Genomic DNA, 19,882 nt, shown 5'->3' on the forward strand with positions numbered 1-19,882 from the left:
CCGCGGCCGCCGAGCGCGTAGAGTCGGCGTGCCGAGCGCGGAAGGTGATGTCCCATGGCGATGATGCCCGTGACCGATTCGATGTTCCTCCTCGTCGAAACGCGCGAGCATCCGATGCACGTGGGCGGCCTGCAGCTGTTCCGGAAACCCGACGGCGCCGGCCCGGAGTACCTGCGCGACATCCGTACTTCGCTGCTGGAATCGGACAACATGCGTTCGGTGTTCCGGCGGCGCCCGGCCCGCCCGGTGAACACGATGGGCCACGTGGCCTGGGCGAACGACACCGACCTCGAGCTCGACTACCACTTCCGGCATTCGGCGCTGCCGCGGCCGGGTCGCGTTCGCGAACTGCTGGAACTGACGTCACGCTGGCACAGCACCCTGCTCGACCGGCACCGGCCGCTCTGGGAGACCCACCTCATCGAGGGCCTCGACGACGGCCGCTTCGCCGTGTACACCAAGGTCCACCACGCTCTGATGGACGGCGTCTCGGCCCTGCGCCAGCTGCAGGGCACGCTCTCCGACGACCCCGCGGACATGGACTGCCCGCCGTGGTGGGGCTCCCGGCGCAAGCCCGGCGAAGAACGCGCGAAGCGTCCCCGTTCGTTCCTGCAGACCGCGAGCAAGACGGCCAGCCAGCTCGCGAGCCTGGCGCCCGCGGCGATGAAGGTCGCGCGCGAGGCGTTCGGTGAACACACGTTAACCCTGCCGGGACAGGCGCCGCGGACGATGTTCAACGTGCCGATCGGCGGCGCACGGCGGTTCGCGGCGCAGAAGTGGTCGCTGGACCGGGTCCGCCAGGTGGCGACCGCGGCCGGGGTGTCGCGCAACGACGTCGTGCTCGCGATGTGCTCCGGCGCGCTGCGCGACTACCTCATCGAACAACGCGCCCTGCCGGACGCACCGCTCATCGCGATGGTGCCGGTGTCATTGCGCCGCCAGAACGACCCCGGCGAAGCGGCGGGCAACAACATCGGCGCACTGCTGTGCAACCTGGCCACCGACCTGCCGGACGCGGGCAAGCGGCTCGTCACGATCCACCAGTCGATGCGCAACGGCAAGCGGCTGTTCTCGGAGCTGACACCGCTGCAGACGCTGCTGTTATCGGCGGTCAACGTGGCACAGCTCGGCGTTTCGCCGATCCCGGGCGTCGTGAAGAACACGCGGCCGCCGTTCAACCTGGTGATCTCGAACGTGCCCGGCCCGCGCAAGCAGATGTACTGGAACGGCGCCCAGCTCGACGGCATCTACCCTGCGTCGGTGCTCCTCGACGGCCAGGCCGTGAACATCACGCTGACGAGCAACGGCGACCACCTCGACTTCGGCGTCACCGGCTGCCGCCGCAGCGTCCCGCACCTGCAGCGGATCCTGACACACCTCGACACAGCCTTGGTGGAACTCGAAGCTGCAGTAAGGTAGCCCGCTCACCGGCACGCCGACTCCCCCATCGGAAGGAAACTTTCCGAAAGCGGGCCGAAAATGCTGTTCAGGCGGCTCTCCCCGCTCCTAGGGTGGCGACGATCACCCCCGGCGAGAGGAGCAGGCCATGACCGAAGAGTGGACGACCCCGGACTTCGTCGAGTACGAAACCCCGATGGAGGTCACCGCGTACGCGGCCCGTATGGCGGACTGAAAGATGCCGGTCGAGCCACTTTCGGAAAGCGCATTCATCGCCGAGCTGCGCGGTCTTTCCGGCCGGTACTGGGGAACGCACCCGTTCCACCACCGGCTGCACGCGGGCGAACTCGACGAACGCGGGCTGCGGATCTGGGCGGCCAACCGCTGGTACTACCAGTGCGTGCTGCCGCAGAAGGACGCGGCGATCATCAGCAACTGCCCGCTGCCGGAGATCCGCCGTCAGTGGCTCGACCGGATCGTCTACCACGACGGCGCCGGCGCCGGAACCGGCGGGATCGAACGCTGGCTGCGGCTCTGCACCGCGGTCGGCCTGGACCGGGACGAAGTCCTCGACGAACGGCACGTCGTCCCCGGCGTCCGGTTCGCGGTGGACGCTTACGTGACCTTCGCACGCACCAAGCCCTGGTGGGAAGCTGTCGCATCAGGACTGACCGAAATGTTCGCCGGGCACCTGATGCAGCGGCGCGTCGCGGACATGCTCGCGCACTACTCCTGGATCGCGCGCGAAGACCTGGCGTACTTCACGAACCGGATCGACAAGGTCGCCGGCGAAGGCAAGGACACCCTCGACATCGTGGTCCGCCACTGCGTCACGCGCGAACAGCAGGACCGCGCGATCGCCGCGTTGTCGTTCAAGTGCGACGTGCTGTGGTCGATGCTCGACGCGATCGAGCGGGCGGCCGCGTGATCACCGCCGACTCGGTTCCGCAGCTGCGCCGCGGTGTCCGATTGTCCTTCGACCACGTCCGGGAGACGCACGTTCTGCTGTTCCCCGAAGGCGTCCTGGTGCCGAACGCGACCGCGGCCGCAGTGCTCGAACTGTGCGACGGCGCTCGGTCCGTCACCGACATCACGACGGCGCTTTCCCAGCGCTACTCCGGCGTGCTCGCGCAGGACGTCCTTTCCGTACTATCCCGGCTGGGCGAACGGCGGGTCGTCGCATGGACGTGACGCCGCCGCTCGGCCTGCTCGCCGAGCTGACCCACCGCTGCCCGCTGCACTGTCCTTATTGCTCCAACCCGGTCGAGCTGACCGCCCGGGCCGCCGAACTGTCCACTGCGGACTGGCTGTCGGTGCTTTCCCAGGCCCGCGAGCTGGGCGTGCTGCAGGTGCACATGTCCGGCGGCGAGCCCCTGCTGCGGCCGGACCTGCCCGAGCTGGTCGCGCACGCGAGCTCGCTCGGCTGCTACGTCAACCTGGTCACGTCCGGGCTCGGCCTGACAGCGGACCGGCTGGACGACCTCGTCGAGCGCGGGCTCGCCCACGTCCAGCTGTCGGCGCAGGGCGCGACCCGGGAGCGCGCCGACCTGCTGGCCGGCGCGAAGGCCCACGACCGGAAGCTCGCTGTGGCAGCGTTGGTGAAGGCCTCGGGGCTGCCGCTCTCGCTGAACGTGGTGCTGCACCGCCGCAACCACGACCAGCTGGCCGGGATCATCGACCTGGCCGAGCGGATGGGCGCGGACCGCCTGGAGCTGGCGAACACCCAGTACTACGGCTGGGCGTTGCGCAACCGGTCGGCACTGATGCCGACGCGCGCGCAACTCGACGCGGCCGAGCCCGTGGTGCGCGCGGCTGTCGCGCGCCTGCGCGGCACGATGGAGATCGTCTACGTCGTCGCCGACTACTACGAGCCGTACCCGAAGCCGTGCATGTACGGCTGGGGTGCGCGGCAGCTGACCGTGGCGCCGGACGGAACCGTGCTGCCGTGCCCGGCGGCGTCGGCGATCTCGACGCTTTCCCTTTCCAACGTGCGCGACACGCCCCTCGCCGACATCTGGTACCGCTCGTCGTCGTTCACCGCCTACCGCGGCGAGGAATGGATGTCGGAGCCGTGCCGCTCGTGCGACCGCCGCGGGCAGGATTTCGGCGGCTGCCGCTGCCAGGCGTTCCTGCTGACCGGCGACGCCGCGGCCACCGACCCGGTGTGCTCGCGGTCGCCGCAACGCGGGGTCGTCGACCTGGTGCTCGCCCAGCCGGCGGTCGCCGACCTGGTCATGCGCCGGTGAAGGTGATCCTGCTCGGCACCGCGGCCGGCGGCGGATGTCCGCAGTGGAACTGCGCGTGCCGCCTCTGCACGTCCGGGCTGGTGCCGCGCTCGCAGGACTGCGTCGCGATCAGCGCGGACGGTGCCGGCTGGTACCTGCTCAACTGCTCGCCGGACATCCGGTCCCAGATCCTCGGGACGCCGGAGTTGCGCGCCGGGCCGGGGCCGCGCGAAATTCCGCTGCGTGGAGTGCTGCTCACCGATGCCGAGCTCGATCACGCCCTGGGGCTGCTGATGCTGCGCGAAGCAGGCGGGCTCCCGGTGTGGGCGCCGGAAGCGGCGCTGTCCGCACTGTCGCCCTTCCGCAGCATCGTCGACGGCTACGGCGGCTGGACGTGGTTATCCGCGGTTAACCTCCCCGGCCTGCGCGTCGACGTGCTGCCGGTGAGCAACAAGCGGCCGAAGTACGCCCCGGCCGGCCCGGAAGGCCCGTGGGTGGTGGCCTACCGGATCGAAGACCCGGCAACCGGCGGCGTGCTCGTATACGCGCCCTGCCTGCAGAGCTGGCCTCCCGGGTTCGACGCGCTGGTGTCCGGGGCGGATCTCGTGCTCCTGGACGGAACATTCTATGCGCCGAACGAGATGGCCGGCGTCGGCGGCCCGGACCAGCTCGCAATGGGGCACCTGCCGATCACCGCGATCCTGCCGCGCATCACCGCACGTCCGGGACCGCGCTGGGCATTAACGCACGTTAACAACACGAACCCCGTACTCGACCCGGCATCGGCCGAGCACGCCGCCGTACTGGCCGCAGGCGCCCTGCTGCCCCCGGACGGCACGACGTACGTGCTGTAGGCAATGCCCTCCGGCACAGCCCCGGCAATCTGGACGGCATCGGCGGTGATCCGGTCGATTTCGGCCGAGCAGGGCGTAGGGCAGCGGGCCGGTCTCGACGCCGCGCCGGCGCGCCCAAGCAGCACCTCGGACCGACCGCGGCCATGGGCCGGCGCAGTGTCGAAGAAGTTCACGCCGAGGTCGCGGGCGTGATGGATGGCCGCGATGGCGGTGTCCTCGTCGAGGGTGCCCAGTCGCCGCCGAGCTGCCAGGTTCCAGCACAGCACAGACTTAGACCAATACCGCGATCTTTCCGGCCCACGAAACCCCCAAATAACTCTTTGACAGTCGTGGCAGACTCCGGCGTATGCCCCACGACCACCTCCGGGTCCTGGCCCACCCGCTCCGCATGCGCATCCTGTCCCTGCTGACGGGCACGGCGATGAGCGCAGCCGAGGCGGCGCGCGAACTCGGTGAGACGCAGGCGAACACGAGCTACCACATCCGCCGCCTGCACGACGCGGGTCTGCTGGAGGTGGCCGAGGAGGTCCGCATCCGCGGCGGCCGGGCCAAGCGCTACCGCCACCACCCGGACTCCGGCCGGCGCCTGACGAGCCGCAAGCCGGGCGAGGAGCAGCTGCTGACGAAGGCGATCGCGGCGGAACTCCTCCGCCGCGCAGCGGAACGAGCCGCAGACCGGCCGGCGTCCCTGACGGACGCGGAGTTGTGGGTGGACCCGCAGCTCTGGGCGCGAATGCTGCAGCAGGCGACGGCGCTGAGCGTGGAACTGCACGCAGCGGCGCAGCCACCGAGAACGCCGGGGACGGTACGGGTCAGCGCGAGCGTGGCGCTGTTCGAGCTGACAGCCGAGACCAGCCGATGAGCGCGCCGCTCCGGCTCCCCCGAGCGCACCGAATCTCGCCGGGCGCCGACCGTTCCGGCGCACGCCTCGAGACTGCTGCTCCTTGCCGCGCCCCTCACGTCCCGACGTCTCAACCAGTTTCCGCCCCCGAACCCGCCTGAGCCCACCGGAGCCGCTCCCATGACCACGCCACTGATCGCGCCACTGCGGGAAGCACGGTTCCGCGCCCTGGTCACCGGCCGGACGTTAGCCGACTTCGGCAACGCCGTCGCCCCGTTCGCGCTCGCCTTCGCCGTCGTCGACCTCACCGGGTCGGCCGTGGATCTCGGACTCGTCGTCGGGGCTCGGTCGCTCGCCAACGTGCTGCTCGTGCTGTTCGGCGGGATGCTGGCCGACCGGCTGCCGCGGTCGGTCATCCTGCAGGGCACCGAAACCGCGGCCGCACTCACGCAGGCCGTCATCGCCGCGAGTGTCCTCGGGGGATTCGCGTCCGTTCCGCTGCTGGCCGGGCTCAGCCTGGTCAACGGCGCCGTCTCGGCCATCTCCCTTCCCGCGGCCGCCTCGCTGACACCGTTGACCGTGCCCGGCGCGCTGCTCGCCCCGGCGAATGCGCTGGTCCGGCTGCTGTCGAACGTCGGCCGCATCGCCGGGGCCGGCCTCGCCGGCGTCCTGGTCGCCTTCGCCGGCTCCGGCTGGGCGTTGGGCGGGAACGCGCTGCTGTTCCTCGCCGCCGCGCTGGCGTACCGCCGGATCCGGCTGCCGCGCGGCGAACGGCTCCCGGGGCGCCGCCACCCCTTCGGGGAGCTCGCCGAAGGCTGGCGGGAGTTCCGCGCCCGGTCCTGGGTGTGGCTCGTGGTCCTGCAGTTCACCGTCGTTAACGCGGTGAACGCCGGCGCGCTGCTGGTGGTCGGCCCGCTGGTCGCCGACGACACGTTCGGCCGCACCGGCTGGGGATTCGCGCTGGCCACGCAAACCGCCGGGGCGTTGCTCGGCGGGATCGTCGCCGCGCGCTGGCAGCCGCGGCGGGCGCTCGCGATCGGCGTCGCCTTCATCTTCGTCGACGCTCTGCCGATGCTGGCTCTCGGCGAGACGCCATACCTGCTGCCGCTGCTGTTCGCGATGTTCCTCTCGGGTGTCGCGATCGAGCAGTTCGCCGTCGCCTGGGACGTGTCCCTGCAGGAGAACATCCCGCCGGACAAGCTCGCCCGCGTCTACTCCTACGACATGCTCGGCTCGTTCCTCGCCATGCCGCTCGGCCAGATCGCCGCGGGTCCGCTCGCCGAGCACGCCGGACGGCAGGCGACGCTCCTCGGCGGAGCAGCCCTGATCGTCGGCGCGACGGCGATCGTGCTGGTCAACCCGCAGATTCGCGGCCTGGTCCGGCAGGGCGTACCCGGATGAGGTTCAGCACGCTCGCGCTGAACACGACGTCGTCGCCATCGAGGAACTCGACGCGCGTGCGCACCAGTCCCCGGTCGGGCTTCGAGCGGGAGAGCCGAGCCTCGGCCACGGTCGCCCGCAGCCGCAGCACGACGCCCGGCCGCACCGGACGCGGCCAGCGCAGCTCGTCGACGCCCGGGCTGCCCAGGCTGGACACCGCGGACAGGTAGTGCTCCGCGTAAAGCCGCATCATCAGGCTCGCGGTGTGCCAGCCGCTGGCGATCAGCCCGCCGAACGGACCGTCCGCCGCCGCAGCCGCATCGACGTGAAAGTCCTGCGGGTCGTAGCGCCGGGCGAATTCCAGGATCTCGGCCTCGGACACCTCGACGCTCCCGCAGTCGTGGGTGACACCCGGGACGTAGTCCTCGAAGTAGCGATCAGTCACGTCCGCAGGGTGCCACACGAACAGTTCGCCCCGGAGCGCACTGCTCCGCGGCCAGGCTCGCACCGCCCGACATCGCAGCGGTGGCCCAGGCCATCGGCGAGCCGGCCGTAACACGCGCGGGGTGCGCAGTAGCCGACCCGCGGGTGGTTCGGGCTGCAACCATTCCGGCACGCCGGGTGGGGCGAGCGCCGCCAAGCGTCGGCCGACTGCGTCACCGCCCCGCGTGCGGCTCCGGCGTCAGGTCGAGATGACCGTCGAGACGCCACCAGCTCTCCAGCGTCTCGCGAAGCACCTTCAGCAGCTCACCGCCGGTTTCGAGCGGGACCAGCGCCGCCTTTCCGTCGTCCACCCGCAGTGCGGCGGCCAGCCGGTCGCCCTGTTCGATCAACCCGACGATCACCTGCGTCGGCTCACCGGTGGCGTCGACCGTCGGGATGGCTCGTTCGTACTGCCAGCCTTGAGCGTTCACCCGGCCGACACTGGCACAGCCTGCCGCGCTCCGGTCCGGGTTTCACCCTCACGTGTGGTCAGGCGGATGCCCAGGGCCGTACTTCCTCCAGCAGCTTCGCCACAGCCAGCACGAGGTCGTCCGAGTGCCGCGGTCCGACGATCTGCAGGCCCACCGGCAGGCCGGCCGACGTGCGCCCGGCCGGCACGCTGATCGCCGGCTGCTGGGTCATGTTGAACGGGTAGGTGAACGGCGTCCACTCCGGCCACTCGCTCAGCCCGCTGCCCGGCGGCACGTCGTGCCCGGCCTCGAACGCCGTGATCGGGATGGTCGGCGTGATCAGCACGTCGTAGCGCGTGTGGAACTCACCCATCCGGATGCCCAGCGCGGCGCGCTCCGCGGTGGCGTCGAGGTAGTCGCTCGCGCTCCACTTCTTGCCCAGTTCCCAGACCTTGCGCAGGCCGGGATCGGTGCGCTCCTCGGAACCCGGCGGGAAGGTATCCAGCAGCTTCGCCGCCCCCGACGACCACAGGATGTCGAACGCCGGCTTCGGGTCCCCGAATCCGGGGTCGGTCTCCTCGATGTGCAGTCCGGCATCGCCCAGCGCGCGGACCGCGGCCGCGACGATCGCGGCCACCTCCGGGTCGACATCGACGTAGCCGAGCGTCGGCGAGAACGCGGCGATCAGGCCGCGCACATCCCGCCGGACGGCCTCGCGGAACGACGCCACCGGCGGTGCCAACGCGGCCGGGTCGCGGTGGTCGGGCAGGGACAGCACGTCCAGCAGCAGCGCGGTGTCGTCCACCGACCGCGCCATCGGACCGGCGTGCGAGAGCGGCCCGAACGGGCTCGCCGGGTACAGCGGAATGCGGCCGTGGGTCGGCTTCAGCCCGACGATGCCGCAGAACGACGCCGGGATCCGCACCGAGCCGCCGCCGTCGGTACCGACCGACAGCTCCCCCATCCCGGCCGCGACGGCCGCGGCGCTCCCGCCGCTCGACCCGCCCGCCGTCTTCGACGGGTCGGCCGGGTTGCGCGTGATGCCCTGCAGCGGGCTGTCGGTGACGCCCTTCCACCCGATCTCCGGCGTGGTCGTCTTGCCCAGCAGCACCAAGCCGGCCTCGCGCATCCGCGCGGCCACGGGGCTGTCGACGTCCCACGGCTGGTCCGGATCGATGCTCTTCGAGCCCCGGACGGTCGGCCAGCCCTGGGTGAGGAACATGTCCTTGATCGACGCGGGAACGCCGTCGAGCCAGCCGATGGGGTTGCCGTCCCGCCAGCGCCCTTCGGACGCTTTCGCCTGCTCCAGCGCCCGGTCGGCGTCGACGAGGCAGTACGCGTTGCACTCGCCGTCGCGGGCTTCGATGGCCTGCAGTGCGTTCTGCGTCGCCTCCATCGGTGATAGCTCACCGGTCGCGTAGGCGGCGACGAGCTCGCTGGCGGTCAGCATCCTGTCGTTCATCCGGCTCCCTGGTTCCCCGACGGCACGTAGCCGAGCGTCTTGTCGACGACATTCCGCAGCGGCTCTCCGGCGCGCCAGCGGCGGAAGTTCTCGGTGAAGACCTCGACCAGGGTGTTCCGCCAGCCGACGAAGTCCCCGGACATGTGCGGCGAGATCAGCACGTCCGGCATGGCCCACAGCGGGCTTTCCGGCGGAAGCGGCTCGGTGTCGAACACGTCGAGCGCGGCGCCGGCGATGGTCCGGTTCTCGAGGGCCGCAACCAGATCGGACGTCACCACCAGCTCTCCGCGGCCGACGTTGACGAACCGCGCCGACGGCTTCATCGCGGCAAACGCGCGCGCGTCGAACATGCCCTTGGTGTGCTCGGTCAGGGGCGCGACCGCGACGACGTAGTCGGCGTGCGGCAGGAATTCGGCGAGCTGCGCGGACTCGTGCACGACGCCGAAGTCGGGATCGCCGGTACGCGCCCGGCGACCGGCACCGGTCACCCGCATCCCGGCCGCGCGCAGCAGCCGCGCGATGGCCCGGCCGATCGGCCCGGTACCGACGACCACCACCTCGCGGCCGGCGATCCGCTCGCTCTCGCGGTGCAGCCAGCGGCTCTCGCGCTGCAGATCGTGCGAGCGCGCGAAGTCCTTCGCGAAAGCCAGCACGACGCCCAGCACGTACTCCGCGATGGCGTCGTCGAAGACACCCCGCGAGTTGGTGAGGACAACGTCGCTCTCGCGCAGGCCGGGGAACAGCACGGGGTCGACACCCGCGCTGGCGATGTGCAGCCACCGCAGCCGGTCAGCAGCATGCCATGCGCCGGGCACCGCAGTGGAGAGAAAGTCGTAGACGAAGAGGGCGTCTGCTCCGGACAACGCTTCGGCAAGACCCACCGCGTCCGTGTAACGCACGACCGCCCCGGATTCGACAGCACGCATGTCCGGTGGGCGGGACTCGCCACAGAGCACTGCCAGGACGGGAGCTTCCCGGTGTTCCGAGGCGATCACGTTGACACGGTAAAAGTCACTCGTATGATTGTCAACAATCCGAGGAACGACCCCCGGAGCACCGGACTGTCAAGCACAGACGTATTCCGGAGGCTGAGCCTTGGATTTCGACTTCCTGGCGTTCGACGGCCCGCTGGCGCAACGCGGCATCGGGGTCATCGCCCCCTTCGACCTCGCGCTGGAGCGCGAGCTCTGGCGCTGGGTGCCGATGGAGGTGTCCCTCCACCTCGCCCGCACACCGTACGAGCCGGTGCCGGTCAGCATGGAGATGGCCCGCCTCGTCAGCGACAGCCACCACCTGGCCGGCGCCACTCGCGACGTGCTGCACGTCGAGCCCGAGGTCGTCGCCTACCTTTGCACGTCGGGCAGCTTCGTCAACGGCGTCGACTACGAGCGCTCGCTGACCAAGGCGATCTGCGACGCCGGCGCGCCGGATGCTGTCACCACCTCCGGCGCTTTGGCCGAGGTGCTGCAGCAGCTCGACCTGCACCGCGTCTCGGTGCTGACGCCTTACGACGCCGACCTCACCCATGCACTGCACGCCTTCCTCGCGGAACTGGACGTCGAGACCGTGGCCAGCGACCACCTCGGACTGGGCGGCGGCATCTGGAAGGTCAGCTACCGGACCATCGCCGAGCGCATCCTCGCCGCCGACCACGGCGACGCCGAAGCGATCTTCGTCAGCTGCACCAATCTCCCGACCTACGACCTGATCGAGCCCCTGGAAGCCGCCCTCGGCAAGCCGGTGCTCACGGCCAACCAGCTGACCATGTGGGCGTGCCTGCGCCGGATGAACCTGCCCATCGTCGGACCCGGAAGGTGGCTTCGTGACGTGTCGTGAAGGTTTTCCTTGACCACCCCTCTAGGATTGTCGACAATTTGCGTCCCCTCCGGAGGTTCCGTGACCACCATCGGTTTCATCTACCCCGACCACGCGGCCGAAGACGACTACCCGCTGGCCGAGCAGCTGCTCGGCGGCACGGCCGTCGACGAGGGCGACATCCGGCTGGCCGTCGAGCACATCTACGGCACCGACAAGCACGCGGTCGCCGAGCTGCTGGACCTCGGCAGCGAGGCTCGGCTCGCCGACGGCGCCGCCCTCCTCGGCAAGCACGAGCCCGCCGCGGTCATCTGGGCGTGCACCAGCGGCAGCTTCGTCTACGGCTGGGACGGCGCCCGCGACCAGGCCGACCGCCTCGCCGCCGTCGCCGGGGTGCCGGCCTCCAGTACCTCCTTCGCGTTCGTGCACGCCGCGCGTGCTCTGGACGTCAAGCGGGTCGCGGTCGCCGCCAGCTATCCGGACGACATCGCGCGACTGTTCGCGGAGTTCCTCAAGGCGGGCGGCATCGAGGTCGTCTCGATGGCCAGTGCCGACATCAGCACCGCCGCGGAAGTCGGCGCGATGAGCCCGGAAGCCGTCGTCGAACTCGCCGTGAGCCACGACCACCCGGATGCCGAGGCGGTGCTCGTGCCGGACACCGCCATGCGCACCCTCGGCGAGATCAACGCCGTCGAGGCCGCGCTCCGGAAACCCGTGCTGACCGCCAACCAGGTCACGGTCTGGGAGGGGCTGCGCCTGACCGGGCAGCACCGGCTCGTCCGCTCGCTCGGCGCGCTCTTCCGGCACCTGCCCGACGGAGATGCCTGACATGGCCCTGCCACCGGGCATGCTGCCCGAGATCGAACCGGTGAGCCGCGAGTCGACGGCCGCGGTCATCGCGCGTCAGCTGCGCGACGCGATCATGACCGGCGCCCTCCCGCCCGGGACCCAGCTCGGCGAGACCGAGCTGGCCGCGCGGTTCCAGGTGTCACGGGGGCCACTCCGGGAAGCAATGCAGCACCTGGTCTCGGAAGGACTCCTCCGGAGCGAGCGGCACCGCGGGCTGTTCGTGATCGACCTCGAGCCCGGGGACGTCTACGACATCTACGCCGCTCGCTCCGCGATCGAGCGCGCCGCCATGCTGCGCGCCCTGCGGGGCGGCGACCGGGACCGGATCGCGGATCTCCTCGAGCAGACAGTCGACGAGATGGCGACCGCCGCGAGCGAAGACGACCCCGGCGCGCTCTCCACCGCGGACCTCCGGTTCCACGAGGCCCTCATCAACGCCTCCGGCAGCAAGCGGCTCGTCCGGATGGCCCGGACGCTCCTCATCGAGACGCGGATGTGCCTCACGGCGCTGCAGAGCACTTACCAGCGGGTCGAAGAGCGAGTGGAAGAGCACACGAAGCTCATCCAGGCGCTGCGGGACGGCGACGAAGAGACGGCGCTCACGCTTCTCGAGGCGCACATGGAGGACGCCGTTCAGCGGCTCGCGCCGGGCACCAGCCTCACCGACGGGCACGCGCCGCCGGTACCGGGCAACGCTTGAGCGGATCGCCGCCAGGCGTGCTCGCAGGACCGGCACGCGCACGTGTACCGCCGGCTCACGTACCCGCACCGGCGTGATGCGCGCGTGGACGGCCCGCGAAGGCTCCGGGAAGCAGTTGGTCGGCCGGGTGCACCGGCAGTCAGGCTTCATGGCGGACCCCCAGGACCGGCTGGCCGCCGCGGCCGTCGCGGTAGTCCGGGGACCACGGGAAGCGACCCTGAGTGTCCGCGTGGACCAGCTGCAGCGCACGGATTTCTTTGCCGTACAACGCGATCGCGAACACCAGGTGCGCCGATGGCTCCGCGAGCGGGACGACCTCGACCAGCGGGCCGCCCCGCAGCGGGATGCGCTCGCCCGGAGACGGTGGCGACGCGTGCAGAGCATGCGCCGCCACGCCGTTGAGCAGGCCGGCCGCCGGGAGCACCGGTAATCCCGTCACGACCAGTTCGGGCAGGCCGTATCCGCTCAGGCCGATCGTGTAGGCCCACGGCGGATAGAGTTCCGTTCCTTCAACGCTTTGCACGAGCCAGCCACGGTCGGCCACGCCTTCGCGAAGCCGTTCCAGGTACCCGGGTCTGTCCGGGTCTTCGCATTGCCGGCACATCGGTGCCTCCTCCCCCTCGGTGGGTTTGCGACCACCGTGCCGGAGGGCACCGACAAAAACTCAGCCCAGCGCTTCGGCCACTGCCGTCCCGAGCCGTTCTGTGGTATCAGTGCCGCCGAGGTCGGGCGTGCGCACCCGCCCCTCGTCGAGCACCCGGTCCACGGCCGACCGAATCGCTTGTGCCGCAACGGTTTCATCCAGGTGCTCGACGAGCATCGCGGCCGCCAGGATCTGCGCCACCGGGTTGGCGATGCCTTGCCCGGCGATGTCCGGAGCGCTCCCGTGGACCGCCTCGAACATCGACGGGAATTCACCCGATGGATTGATATTGCCGGACGGTGCCATGCCGAGACCGCCGGTGATCGCGGCCGCGAGGTCGCTGAGGATGTCGCCGAAGAGGTTCGACGCCACGATGATGTCGAGCCGGTCCGGCGCCTGGACCATGCGTGCCGCCAACGCATCCACATGCATCTGCTCACTGTGGACATCCGGGAACTCCGCCGCGACCTCGGCGAAGATCTCGTCCCAGAACGGCATCGAGTGGATCAAGCCGTTGGATTTCGTCGCCGAGCAGACGCGGGCGGACCGCGTCCGCGCCAGCTCGAACGCGTACCGGATGATGCGCGAAACGCCGACGCGCGTGAAAACCGACTCCTGCAGCACGAACTCGTCCGGCCGCCCGGCGTTGTGCCGGCCGCCGATCGCGGAGTACTCCCCTTCGGAGTTCTCCCGGACGATCACCAGCTCCAGTTCCTCGGCCTTCCGCCCGGCCAGCACGGAAGCCGTGCCCGGCAGCAGCCGCACCGGGCGCAGATTGACGTACTGCTGGAACGCGCGCCGGAGCGGAATGAGCAGGCCCCACAGCGAAACGTGGTCCGGGACGCCGGGGAAGCCGACTGCGCCGAGCAGGATGCCGTCGAACGCCGACAGCTGCGCGACGCCGTCGTCCGGCATCATCGCGCCGGTCCGGGCGTACCGCTCGCAGCTCCAGTCGAACTCCGTCCACTCCAGCGAAAAGCCGAAGAGAGCAGAGGCCCGGTCGAGGACCTTGCGGGCCTCGACCGTGACGTCCACGCCGATCCCGTCGCCGGGAATGCTCGCCAGGCGGTAGGCCGTCACAGGGCCACCGCGATGTACTTGGTTTCGAGGAATTCGTCGATGCCGACCGAGCCGCCCTCGCGGCCGAGCCCGGACTGCTTGATCCCGCCGAACGGCGCCGCCGGGTTCGAGACGATGCCCTGGTTGAGCCCGATCATGCCGGCTTCGAGGGCCTCGGAGACGCGAAGCGCGCGTTTGAGGTCGCTGGTGAAGACGTAGGAAACGAGGCCGAACTCGGTGTCGTTCGCCTTCGCCACCGCCTCTTCCTCGGTGTCGAACGGCGTGATCGGGGCGACCGGCCCGAAGATCTCCTCGTGCGTCAGCCGCGCCTCCTGCGGGACGTCGGTGAGCACGGTGGCCTGGTAGAAGTGGCCCGGGCCGTCGACGTCGGAGCCGCCGGTGAGCACCTTCGCGCCGCGGTCGGTGGCGTCCTTGACCAGCTCGGTCACCTTGTCCACGGCGTTCTGGTCGATCAGCGGGCCGACCACGACGTCCTTCTCCGTGCCGCGGCCCATCGGCAAAGCCTGCATGCGCTCGGTCAGCCGCCGCGAGAACTCCTCGACGACGCCACGCTGCACGTAGAACCGGTTCGCGGCGGTGCAGGCCTCGCCGATGTTGCGCATCTTCGCCTGCATCGCGCCGTCGATGGCCGCGTCCATGTCCGCGTCGTCGAAGACCAGGAACGGCGCGTTGCCGCCCAGTTCCATCGACGTGCGCAGGATCTTGTCGGCGCACTGCTCCAGGAGTTTGCGGCCGACGCCGGTCGAGCCGGTGAAGGAGAGCTTGCGAGCGCGGCCGTCGCGGATCAGCGGTTCCATGACGCCGCCGGAATCGCTGGTCGTGACGACGTTGAGCACGCCTTCGGGCAGTCCCGCTTCGGCAAGGATGCCGGCCAGCGCGAGCATCGACAGCGGTGTCTGCGCGGCAGGCTTGATCACCGCGGTGCAGCCCGCGGCGATGGCCGGGCCGATCTTACGGGTGCCCATCGCCATCGGGAAGTTCCACGGCGTGATCAGCAGCGTCGGCCCGACCGGCTGCTTCGTGATGAGGAAGCGGCCCGCGCCGTTCGGAGCCGTCGCGTAGCCGCCGTCGATGCGGACGGCCTCCTCCGCGAACCAGCGGAAGAACTCGGCGGCGTACGCGATCTCGCCCTTCGATTCGGCTAGGGGCTTGCCCATCTCAAGCGTCATCAGCAGCGCCAGCTCCTCCTGGCGCTGCATCAGCAGTTCGTAGGCCCGGCGCAGGATCTCGCCGCGCTCGCGCGGCGCCATCTTCGCGAAGTCGGCCTGCGCGGCGACGGCGGCGTCCAGCGCCGCGACGCCGTCGGCCGGCGAGGCGTCGGCGACCTGGCACAGCTCCCGGCCGGTGGCCGGGTCGACCACCGGGAACGTCTTCCCGGACTCGGCGGCCACCCACTTGCCGCCGATGAACAGTTCCTTGCCGACCGCCTCGACGACGCCGGACTCGGTGCTCGCGCTCATCCCGACTGCTCCTCACGTGTTGTCCCGAGGGCCATGCTATGGATATTGTCAACAATCGACAACCCGCTCAGACCGACCTAGGAGCACGCTGCCATGGCCCAGCTATCTCCGCTGCTCAAGCAGGCAACGCCCGTCGTGGTCGACCACGGTGAAGGGGTTTACCTCTACGACGTGGAGGGCAAACGCCACCTCGACTTCACCGCCGGCATCGGCGTCACGAGCACCGGGCACTGCCACCCGCACGTCGTGCGGGCTGCGCAGGAGCAGATCGGCAAGCTCGTCCACGGGCAGTACACGACGGTGATGCACAAGCCGCTGCTGGAACTGACCGAGCGGCTCGGAGACGTGCTCCCCCGCGGGCTCGACTCGCTCTTCTACGCCAACTCAGGCAGCGAAGCCGTCGAAGCGGCGTTGCGGCTTTCGCGGCAGGCCACGCAGCGCCCGAACGTCATCGTCTTCCAGGGTGGCTTCCACGGCCGGACCGTCGCCGCCGCATCCATGACGACGTCCGGGACGCGGTTCAGCGCCGGCATCGGCCCGCTGATGGCGGGCGTGCACGTCGCACCCTTCCCGTACGCCTACCACTACGGCTGGGACGAGCAGACGGCGACGAAGTTCGCGCTGCGGGAGCTGGACTACCTGTTCCAGACCGTCTGCGCGCCGAACGAGACCGCCGCGTTCTTCGTCGAGCCCGTGCTCGGCGAGGGCGGGTACGTGCCGGCGAACACCGAGTTCCTCGCGGGCCTGCGCGAGCGCGCCGACCGGCACGGCATTCTGCTGGTCGTCGACGAGATCCAGACCGGTTTCGGCCGCACCGGGAAGTTCTGGGGCCACGACCACTTCGACGTCTCGCCCGACATCGTCCTCATCGCGAAGGGGCTGGCGAGCGGTTTCCCCCTGTCCGGCATCGCCGCCTCGCAGGAGCTGATGGCGAAGGCGTTCCCGGGTTCGCAAGGCGGCACGTACGGCGGCAACGCGGTCTCGTGCGCCGCGGCGATCGCGACACTCGAAGTCATCCAGCAGGAGAACTTGGTGGAGAACGCCGCCGAGCGTGGGCGCCAGCTGCTCGAGGGTGCGCGCGTGATCGCGGACAAGACGCCGTCGATCGGCGAGGTGCGCGGGCTCGGACTGCTGGTCGGCTCGGAGTTCACCACCGCCGACGGCGAGCCGGACACGGCAACCGCGCAAGCCGCGCAGCAGGCAGCGTCGAAGAGCGGTCTGCTGCTGCTCACCTGCGGGCCGTACATGAACGTGGTCCGGATGGTGCCGCCGCTGGTCGTGACCGCCGAGCAGGTCGACGACGCGCTACGCATCTGGGGCGACGTCGTCGCGTCCGTCACGGGGAGCTGAGGATGGCGCGGTACATCACGATCACCCTCGACAAGCGCGGCGTCTCCTGCCGGGCGCGGCTGCTCGACGACGAGGCACCGCGTACCTGCAAAGCCGTGTGGGACGCTTTGCCGCAGAGCGGTTCCGCCTACCACGCGAAATACGCGCGCAACGAGGTCTACACTCTCGTGCCGCCGTTCGCGGAGCCCAAACCGGGGCGGGAGAACCCGACGATCACGCCGATTCCCGGTGACGTCGTGTACTTCGGTTTCGAAGCCTGGGAGATCGGCAACCCGGCATACGGCTACGACGAAGGCAGCGAGGCACACAGCGATCAGGGTGCGACCGACCTGGCCATCTTCTACGGGCGCAACAACCTGCTGATCAACGGCGACGCCGGCTGGGTCCCCGGCAACGTGTTCGCCACGATCGAGGAAGGCCTGGCCGAGATGGCCGCTGCCGCGCAGGACCTCTGGCTGCGGGGTGTCGAGGGCGAGACGCTCTCGTTCGCGCGCGCCTGAACACCAGCCCGGCCGCGGCGACGTCGCGGCCGGGCCGACGTTCAGCCCAGGTTGTCCAGCAGCGCGCAATCGGCGTCGGAAAGCGTGACGGCTGCGGCGGCGCAGTTCTCCTCGAGGTGCCCGATCGACGACGTCCCCGGGATCGGGATCACCGCCGGCGAGCGGCGCAGCAGCCAGGCGAGGGATACCTGCGCGGGTGTCGCGCCGATGTCGGCCGCGACCTTGCCGAGCACTCCGCCCGCCGTCGCGTGGTCGCCCCGGGCGATCGGCAGCCACGGCACGAACGCGATCCCCTCGCGCTCGCAGTAGTCCAGGACGTCGTCGGACGCTCGATCGGTCAGGTTGTAGCGGTTCTGCACGCTCGCGATCGGGGCGATGGCGCGGGCTTCCGCCAGCTGCGCGACGGTGACTTCGGACAACCCGATCCGGGCGACCTTGCCCTCGTCCCGCAGCCGGGCGAGCGCGCCTACCTGGTCGGCCAGCGGCACCTGCGGGTCGATCCGGTGCAGCTGCAGCAGGTCGAGACGGTCGATACGGAGGCGTCTCAACGAGAGTTCCGCCTGCTGCCGCAGGTACTCCGGCCGGCCCAGCGGGACCCACTCGCCGCGGCTCGGGCGCGCGTGCCCGCACTTCGTCGCGACGAGCAGTCCCGGGTACGGATGCAGCGCGTCCGCGAGCAGCTTTTCGTTGAGGCCCAGGTCGTAGGCATCGGCAGTGTCGAAGAAAGTCACGCCGAGTTCGGCCGCGCGGCACGCGACCGCTTCGGCGCCGTCTTTCACGTGGTCCCACTCCGTCAGCCGCATGGCGCCGAAACCCAGGCGATGCACGGAAAGGCCGTCTTCGAAGGAGAACGTCGAGGTCATGCAGGGAAGCTTTGCTCCCGTTGCTGTCACTCTCCAGAGATTTAGCCTGAACTAAATCGAGAGGGGTGTCACCGGGTGATCACACTGGGCGACGCGAACGTGAAAAACCTTCATGGCGGCGTACCGGCGGTACGTACTACGCTGCGGTAACCACAGCGACGGCGCGGAGGAGAGACTGCCGATGGGCGACGTGGCAGCACGGCTGGCCGAGATCGTCGGGGACAAGAACCTGCTCACGGGCGACGCGATCTCAGAGGACTACGCGCACGACGAAGCGCTGACGGCGGAGCCGCAGAAGCCTGCGTACGTCGCGAAGCCGGCTACAGCCGAAGAAGTCGCGGAGCTGCTGAAAGCCGCTTCGGAGCACAACGTCCCCGTGACCGCGCGAGGGTCCGGCAGCGGGCTCTCCGGCGCAGCGCGGCCGCAGGCCGACGGCCTGCTCATCTCCTTCGAACGGATGAACGCCGTTCTCGAAGTCGACACCGGAAACCACGTCGCCGTCGTGCAGCCCGGCGTGACTCTCGCCGAGCTCGATGCCAAGACCGCCGAAGCCGGGCTCGGCTACACCGTCTACCCCGGTGAGCTGAGCGCGAGCGTCGGCGGGAACGTCGGGACCAACGCCGGCGGGATGCGGGCCGTCAAGTACGGCGTCACCCGCAACAACGTGCTCGGCCTGCAGGCCGTGCTCGCGACCGGCGAGATCATCCGGACCGGCGGCAAGACGTCGAAGGTGTCCACCGGCTACGACCTCACCCAGCTGATCATCGGCTCCGAGGGCACCCTCGCGCTCGCCACCGAGATCACCGTCAAGCTGCACCCGCGGCTGGCCCACGGCGCCACGGTCCTCGCCCCCTTCGGCGACTTCGGCCAGGTGATGGCCGCCGTGCCCGAAATCCTCTCCAGCGGGCTCGCGCCGCACATCCTCGAGTACATCGACAACCTGACGATGGCGGCGATCGTCTACAACGAGAAGCTCGAGCTGGGCGTGCCCGACAAGATCCGCGAGACCAGCGAGGCGTACCTCGTGGTCGCGCTGGAGAACCGCGACAGCGAGCGCCTCGGCGAGGACGTCGAAACCGTCGGCGAGCTGCTCGGCGAACTGGGCGCCACCGACGTCTACGTCCTCGAAGGCAACGCCGCGCGCAAGCTCATCGAAGCTCGCGAGAAGGCTTTCTGGACCGCGAAGGCGGCCGGCGCCGACGACGTGATCGACGTCGTCGTGCCGCGGACCGCGATGCCGCAGTTCATCGGCAAGGCGCGGGAGCTCGCGATGGCCGCGGGCGGCGGCGCGCTCGGCTGCGGGCACGCCGGCGACGGCAACGTCCACCTCGGCATCTTCTGCAAGGACGCGGACAAGCGGAAGCAGCTGCTCACCGACATCTTCGCGTACGCGATGGAGCTCGGCGGCGCGATCTCCGGCGAGCACGGCCTCGGCCGCACCAAGGCCGGCTACCACCAGCACCTCGAAGACCCGGCGAAGATCGAGCTGATGCGCCGGATCAAGCAGAGCTTCGACCCCGCCGGGATCCTCAACCCCGGCGTTCTCTTCCCCGAAGGAACCGCATGAGC

22 protein-coding genes and 1 pseudogene are annotated in these 19,882 nt (G+C 70.2%); 14 read left to right on the top strand and 9 right to left on the bottom strand.

The features are described from left to right. The first annotated feature begins 54 nt into the window (after positions 1-54). From AB0J55_RS30410 to pqqB, 6 genes are all read left to right on the top strand, one after another. Positions 55-1,419, top strand: coding sequence for a wax ester/triacylglycerol synthase family O-acyltransferase (locus AB0J55_RS30410; protein WP_364255963.1), 1,365 nt, complete (start codon positions 55-57; stop codon positions 1,417-1,419). A gap of 127 nt (positions 1,420-1,546) precedes the next feature. Further along, positions 1,547-1,633, top strand: a complete 87-nt coding sequence (pqqA, locus tag AB0J55_RS30415) for a pyrroloquinoline quinone precursor peptide PqqA (RefSeq protein WP_043776987.1) — start codon at positions 1,547-1,549, stop codon at positions 1,631-1,633. A 3-nt stretch (positions 1,634-1,636) separates the two neighbouring features. After that, positions 1,637-2,326: a pyrroloquinoline-quinone synthase PqqC gene (pqqC, locus tag AB0J55_RS30420; protein WP_364255966.1), complete on the top strand. Its 690-nt coding sequence runs from the start codon at positions 1,637-1,639 to the stop codon at positions 2,324-2,326. Further along, the gene (pqqD, locus tag AB0J55_RS30425) at positions 2,323-2,589 is read left to right on the top strand and encodes a pyrroloquinoline quinone biosynthesis peptide chaperone PqqD (protein WP_364255969.1); all 267 of its coding nucleotides are present in this window, start codon (positions 2,323-2,325) and stop codon (positions 2,587-2,589) included. Before pqqC ends, pqqD begins: the two co-directional genes overlap by 4 nt. After that, positions 2,580-3,644, top strand: a complete 1,065-nt coding sequence (pqqE, locus tag AB0J55_RS30430) for a pyrroloquinoline quinone biosynthesis protein PqqE (protein ID WP_364255972.1) — start codon at positions 2,580-2,582, stop codon at positions 3,642-3,644. The genes pqqD and pqqE overlap by 10 nt, the downstream gene beginning before the upstream one ends. Continuing rightward, positions 3,641-4,477, top strand: a complete 837-nt coding sequence (gene pqqB, locus AB0J55_RS30435) for a pyrroloquinoline quinone biosynthesis protein PqqB (protein WP_364255975.1) — start codon at positions 3,641-3,643, stop codon at positions 4,475-4,477. Before pqqE ends, pqqB begins: the two co-directional genes overlap by 4 nt. Positions 4,478-4,626: 149 nt before the next feature. On the opposite strand, the pseudogene AB0J55_RS30440 reads toward pqqB, so the two are convergent. After that, positions 4,627-4,743: pseudogene (locus AB0J55_RS30440) on the bottom strand (hypothetical protein); the annotation flags it as partial. A gap of 80 nt (positions 4,744-4,823) precedes the next feature. Between AB0J55_RS30440 and AB0J55_RS30445 the strand changes: the two are divergent. Beyond that, complete coding sequence (locus AB0J55_RS30445; protein WP_364255978.1) at positions 4,824-5,339, top strand: helix-turn-helix domain-containing protein; 516 nt, start codon at positions 4,824-4,826, stop codon at positions 5,337-5,339. Positions 5,340-5,498: 159 nt separating this feature from the next. Beyond that, a complete protein-coding gene (locus AB0J55_RS30450) occupies positions 5,499-6,719 on the top strand; it encodes an MFS transporter (RefSeq protein WP_364255981.1) in 1,221 nt (406 codons plus the stop codon). Here AB0J55_RS30450 and AB0J55_RS30455 read toward each other — a convergent pair. The 4 genes from AB0J55_RS30455 to AB0J55_RS30470 form a co-directional block, all read right to left on the bottom strand. Then, positions 6,673-7,143 carry a MaoC family dehydratase gene (locus AB0J55_RS30455; protein ID WP_364255984.1) on the bottom strand — a complete coding sequence of 157 codons (471 nt, stop codon included), beginning with the start codon at positions 7,141-7,143 and terminating at the stop codon, positions 6,673-6,675. The genes AB0J55_RS30450 and AB0J55_RS30455 overlap by 47 nt on opposite strands. Positions 7,144-7,354: 211 nt before the next feature. Further along, positions 7,355-7,612, bottom strand: coding sequence for a hypothetical protein (locus AB0J55_RS30460; protein WP_364255987.1), 258 nt, complete (start codon positions 7,610-7,612; stop codon positions 7,355-7,357). 58 nt (positions 7,613-7,670) lie between these two features. Further along, complete coding sequence (locus AB0J55_RS30465) at positions 7,671-9,053, bottom strand: amidase (protein WP_364255990.1); 1,383 nt, start codon at positions 9,051-9,053, stop codon at positions 7,671-7,673. Next, positions 9,050-10,048, bottom strand: a complete 999-nt coding sequence (locus tag AB0J55_RS30470; RefSeq protein WP_364255993.1) for a D-2-hydroxyacid dehydrogenase — start codon at positions 10,046-10,048, stop codon at positions 9,050-9,052. Before AB0J55_RS30470 ends, AB0J55_RS30465 begins: the two co-directional genes overlap by 4 nt. Positions 10,049-10,148: 100 nt before the next feature. On the opposite strand from AB0J55_RS30470, the gene AB0J55_RS30475 reads away from it, so the two are divergent. From AB0J55_RS30475 to AB0J55_RS30485, 3 genes are read left to right on the top strand one after another with little or no spacing between them, the layout of a single operon-like run. After that, a complete protein-coding gene (locus AB0J55_RS30475; protein ID WP_364255996.1) occupies positions 10,149-10,889 on the top strand; it encodes an Asp/Glu/hydantoin racemase in 741 nt (246 codons plus the stop codon). Between the two features lie 60 nt (positions 10,890-10,949). Continuing rightward, positions 10,950-11,696, top strand: a complete 747-nt coding sequence (locus AB0J55_RS30480) for a maleate cis-trans isomerase (protein WP_364255999.1) — start codon at positions 10,950-10,952, stop codon at positions 11,694-11,696. A gap of 1 nt (position 11,697) precedes the next feature. Next, positions 11,698-12,417 (top strand): GntR family transcriptional regulator, encoded by a 720-nt coding sequence (locus AB0J55_RS30485; protein ID WP_364256002.1) that lies wholly within the window; start codon positions 11,698-11,700, stop codon positions 12,415-12,417. Between the two features lie 139 nt (positions 12,418-12,556). On the opposite strand, the gene AB0J55_RS30490 is transcribed toward AB0J55_RS30485, so the two are convergent. The 3 genes from AB0J55_RS30490 to AB0J55_RS30500 are packed head-to-tail and all read right to left on the bottom strand — an operon-like array spanning position 12,557 to position 15,600. Beyond that, positions 12,557-13,021, bottom strand: a complete 465-nt coding sequence (locus AB0J55_RS30490) for a DUF4262 domain-containing protein (RefSeq protein ID WP_364256005.1) — start codon at positions 13,019-13,021, stop codon at positions 12,557-12,559. A gap of 60 nt (positions 13,022-13,081) precedes the next feature. Then, on the bottom strand, positions 13,082-14,140 hold the full coding sequence (locus tag AB0J55_RS30495) for a tartrate dehydrogenase (protein ID WP_364256008.1): 1,059 nt from the start codon (positions 14,138-14,140) through the stop codon (positions 13,082-13,084). Further along, complete coding sequence (locus tag AB0J55_RS30500) at positions 14,137-15,600, bottom strand: NAD-dependent succinate-semialdehyde dehydrogenase (RefSeq protein WP_364256011.1); 1,464 nt, start codon at positions 15,598-15,600, stop codon at positions 14,137-14,139. The genes AB0J55_RS30495 and AB0J55_RS30500 overlap by 4 nt, the downstream gene beginning before the upstream one ends. Positions 15,601-15,693: 93 nt before the next feature. On the opposite strand from AB0J55_RS30500, the gene AB0J55_RS30505 reads away from it, so the two are divergent. Together AB0J55_RS30505 and AB0J55_RS30510 are read left to right on the top strand one after the other, a co-directional pair. After that, positions 15,694-16,950: an aminotransferase class III-fold pyridoxal phosphate-dependent enzyme gene (locus AB0J55_RS30505; RefSeq protein ID WP_364256014.1), complete on the top strand. Its 1,257-nt coding sequence runs from the start codon at positions 15,694-15,696 to the stop codon at positions 16,948-16,950. 2 nt (positions 16,951-16,952) lie between these two features. Continuing rightward, a complete protein-coding gene (locus AB0J55_RS30510) occupies positions 16,953-17,450 on the top strand; it encodes a DUF3830 family protein (protein ID WP_003079597.1) in 498 nt (165 codons plus the stop codon). A 41-nt stretch (positions 17,451-17,491) separates the two neighbouring features. On the opposite strand, the gene AB0J55_RS30515 is transcribed toward AB0J55_RS30510, so the two are convergent. Next, complete coding sequence (locus AB0J55_RS30515; RefSeq protein WP_364256017.1) at positions 17,492-18,313, bottom strand: aldo/keto reductase; 822 nt, start codon at positions 18,311-18,313, stop codon at positions 17,492-17,494. A gap of 181 nt (positions 18,314-18,494) precedes the next feature. On the opposite strand from AB0J55_RS30515, the gene AB0J55_RS30520 reads away from it, so the two are divergent. Next, entirely contained in the window at positions 18,495-19,880 is a 1,386-nt protein-coding gene (locus AB0J55_RS30520) for an FAD-binding oxidoreductase (RefSeq protein WP_364256020.1), read from the top strand. The last annotated feature ends 2 nt before the right edge of the window (positions 19,881-19,882 follow it).

The sequence above is a fragment of the Amycolatopsis sp. NPDC049688 genome (assembly GCF_040674975.1).
In the GTDB taxonomy this organism is placed as follows: Bacteria; Actinomycetota; Actinomycetes; order Mycobacteriales; family Pseudonocardiaceae; genus Amycolatopsis.

Excerpts from the sequence above, each read along its gene's own strand:
- AB0J55_RS30410 (WP_364255963.1), top strand. The coding sequence starts at position 55 with ATGGCGATGATGCCCGTGACCGATTCGATGTTCCTCCTCGTCGAAACG.
- pqqA (WP_043776987.1), top strand. The coding sequence starts at position 1,547 with ATGACCGAAGAGTGGACGACCCCGGACTTCGTCGAGTACGAAACCCCG.
- pqqC (WP_364255966.1), top strand. The coding sequence starts at position 1,637 with ATGCCGGTCGAGCCACTTTCGGAAAGCGCATTCATCGCCGAGCTGCGC.
- pqqE (WP_364255972.1), top strand. The coding sequence starts at position 2,580 with ATGGACGTGACGCCGCCGCTCGGCCTGCTCGCCGAGCTGACCCACCGC.
- AB0J55_RS30445 (WP_364255978.1), top strand. The coding sequence starts at position 4,824 with ATGCCCCACGACCACCTCCGGGTCCTGGCCCACCCGCTCCGCATGCGC.
- AB0J55_RS30450 (WP_364255981.1), top strand. The coding sequence starts at position 5,499 with ATGACCACGCCACTGATCGCGCCACTGCGGGAAGCACGGTTCCGCGCC.
- AB0J55_RS30465 (WP_364255990.1), bottom strand. The coding sequence starts at position 9,053 with ATGAACGACAGGATGCTGACCGCCAGCGAGCTCGTCGCCGCCTACGCG.
- AB0J55_RS30485 (WP_364256002.1), top strand. The coding sequence starts at position 11,698 with ATGGCCCTGCCACCGGGCATGCTGCCCGAGATCGAACCGGTGAGCCGC.
- AB0J55_RS30490 (WP_364256005.1), bottom strand. The coding sequence starts at position 13,021 with ATGTGCCGGCAATGCGAAGACCCGGACAGACCCGGGTACCTGGAACGG.
- AB0J55_RS30500 (WP_364256011.1), bottom strand. The coding sequence starts at position 15,600 with ATGAGCGCGAGCACCGAGTCCGGCGTCGTCGAGGCGGTCGGCAAGGAA.
- AB0J55_RS30505 (WP_364256014.1), top strand. The coding sequence starts at position 15,694 with ATGGCCCAGCTATCTCCGCTGCTCAAGCAGGCAACGCCCGTCGTGGTC.
- AB0J55_RS30510 (WP_003079597.1), top strand. The coding sequence starts at position 16,953 with ATGGCGCGGTACATCACGATCACCCTCGACAAGCGCGGCGTCTCCTGC.
- AB0J55_RS30515 (WP_364256017.1), bottom strand. The coding sequence starts at position 18,313 with ATGACCTCGACGTTCTCCTTCGAAGACGGCCTTTCCGTGCATCGCCTG.
- AB0J55_RS30520 (WP_364256020.1), top strand. The coding sequence starts at position 18,495 with ATGGGCGACGTGGCAGCACGGCTGGCCGAGATCGTCGGGGACAAGAAC.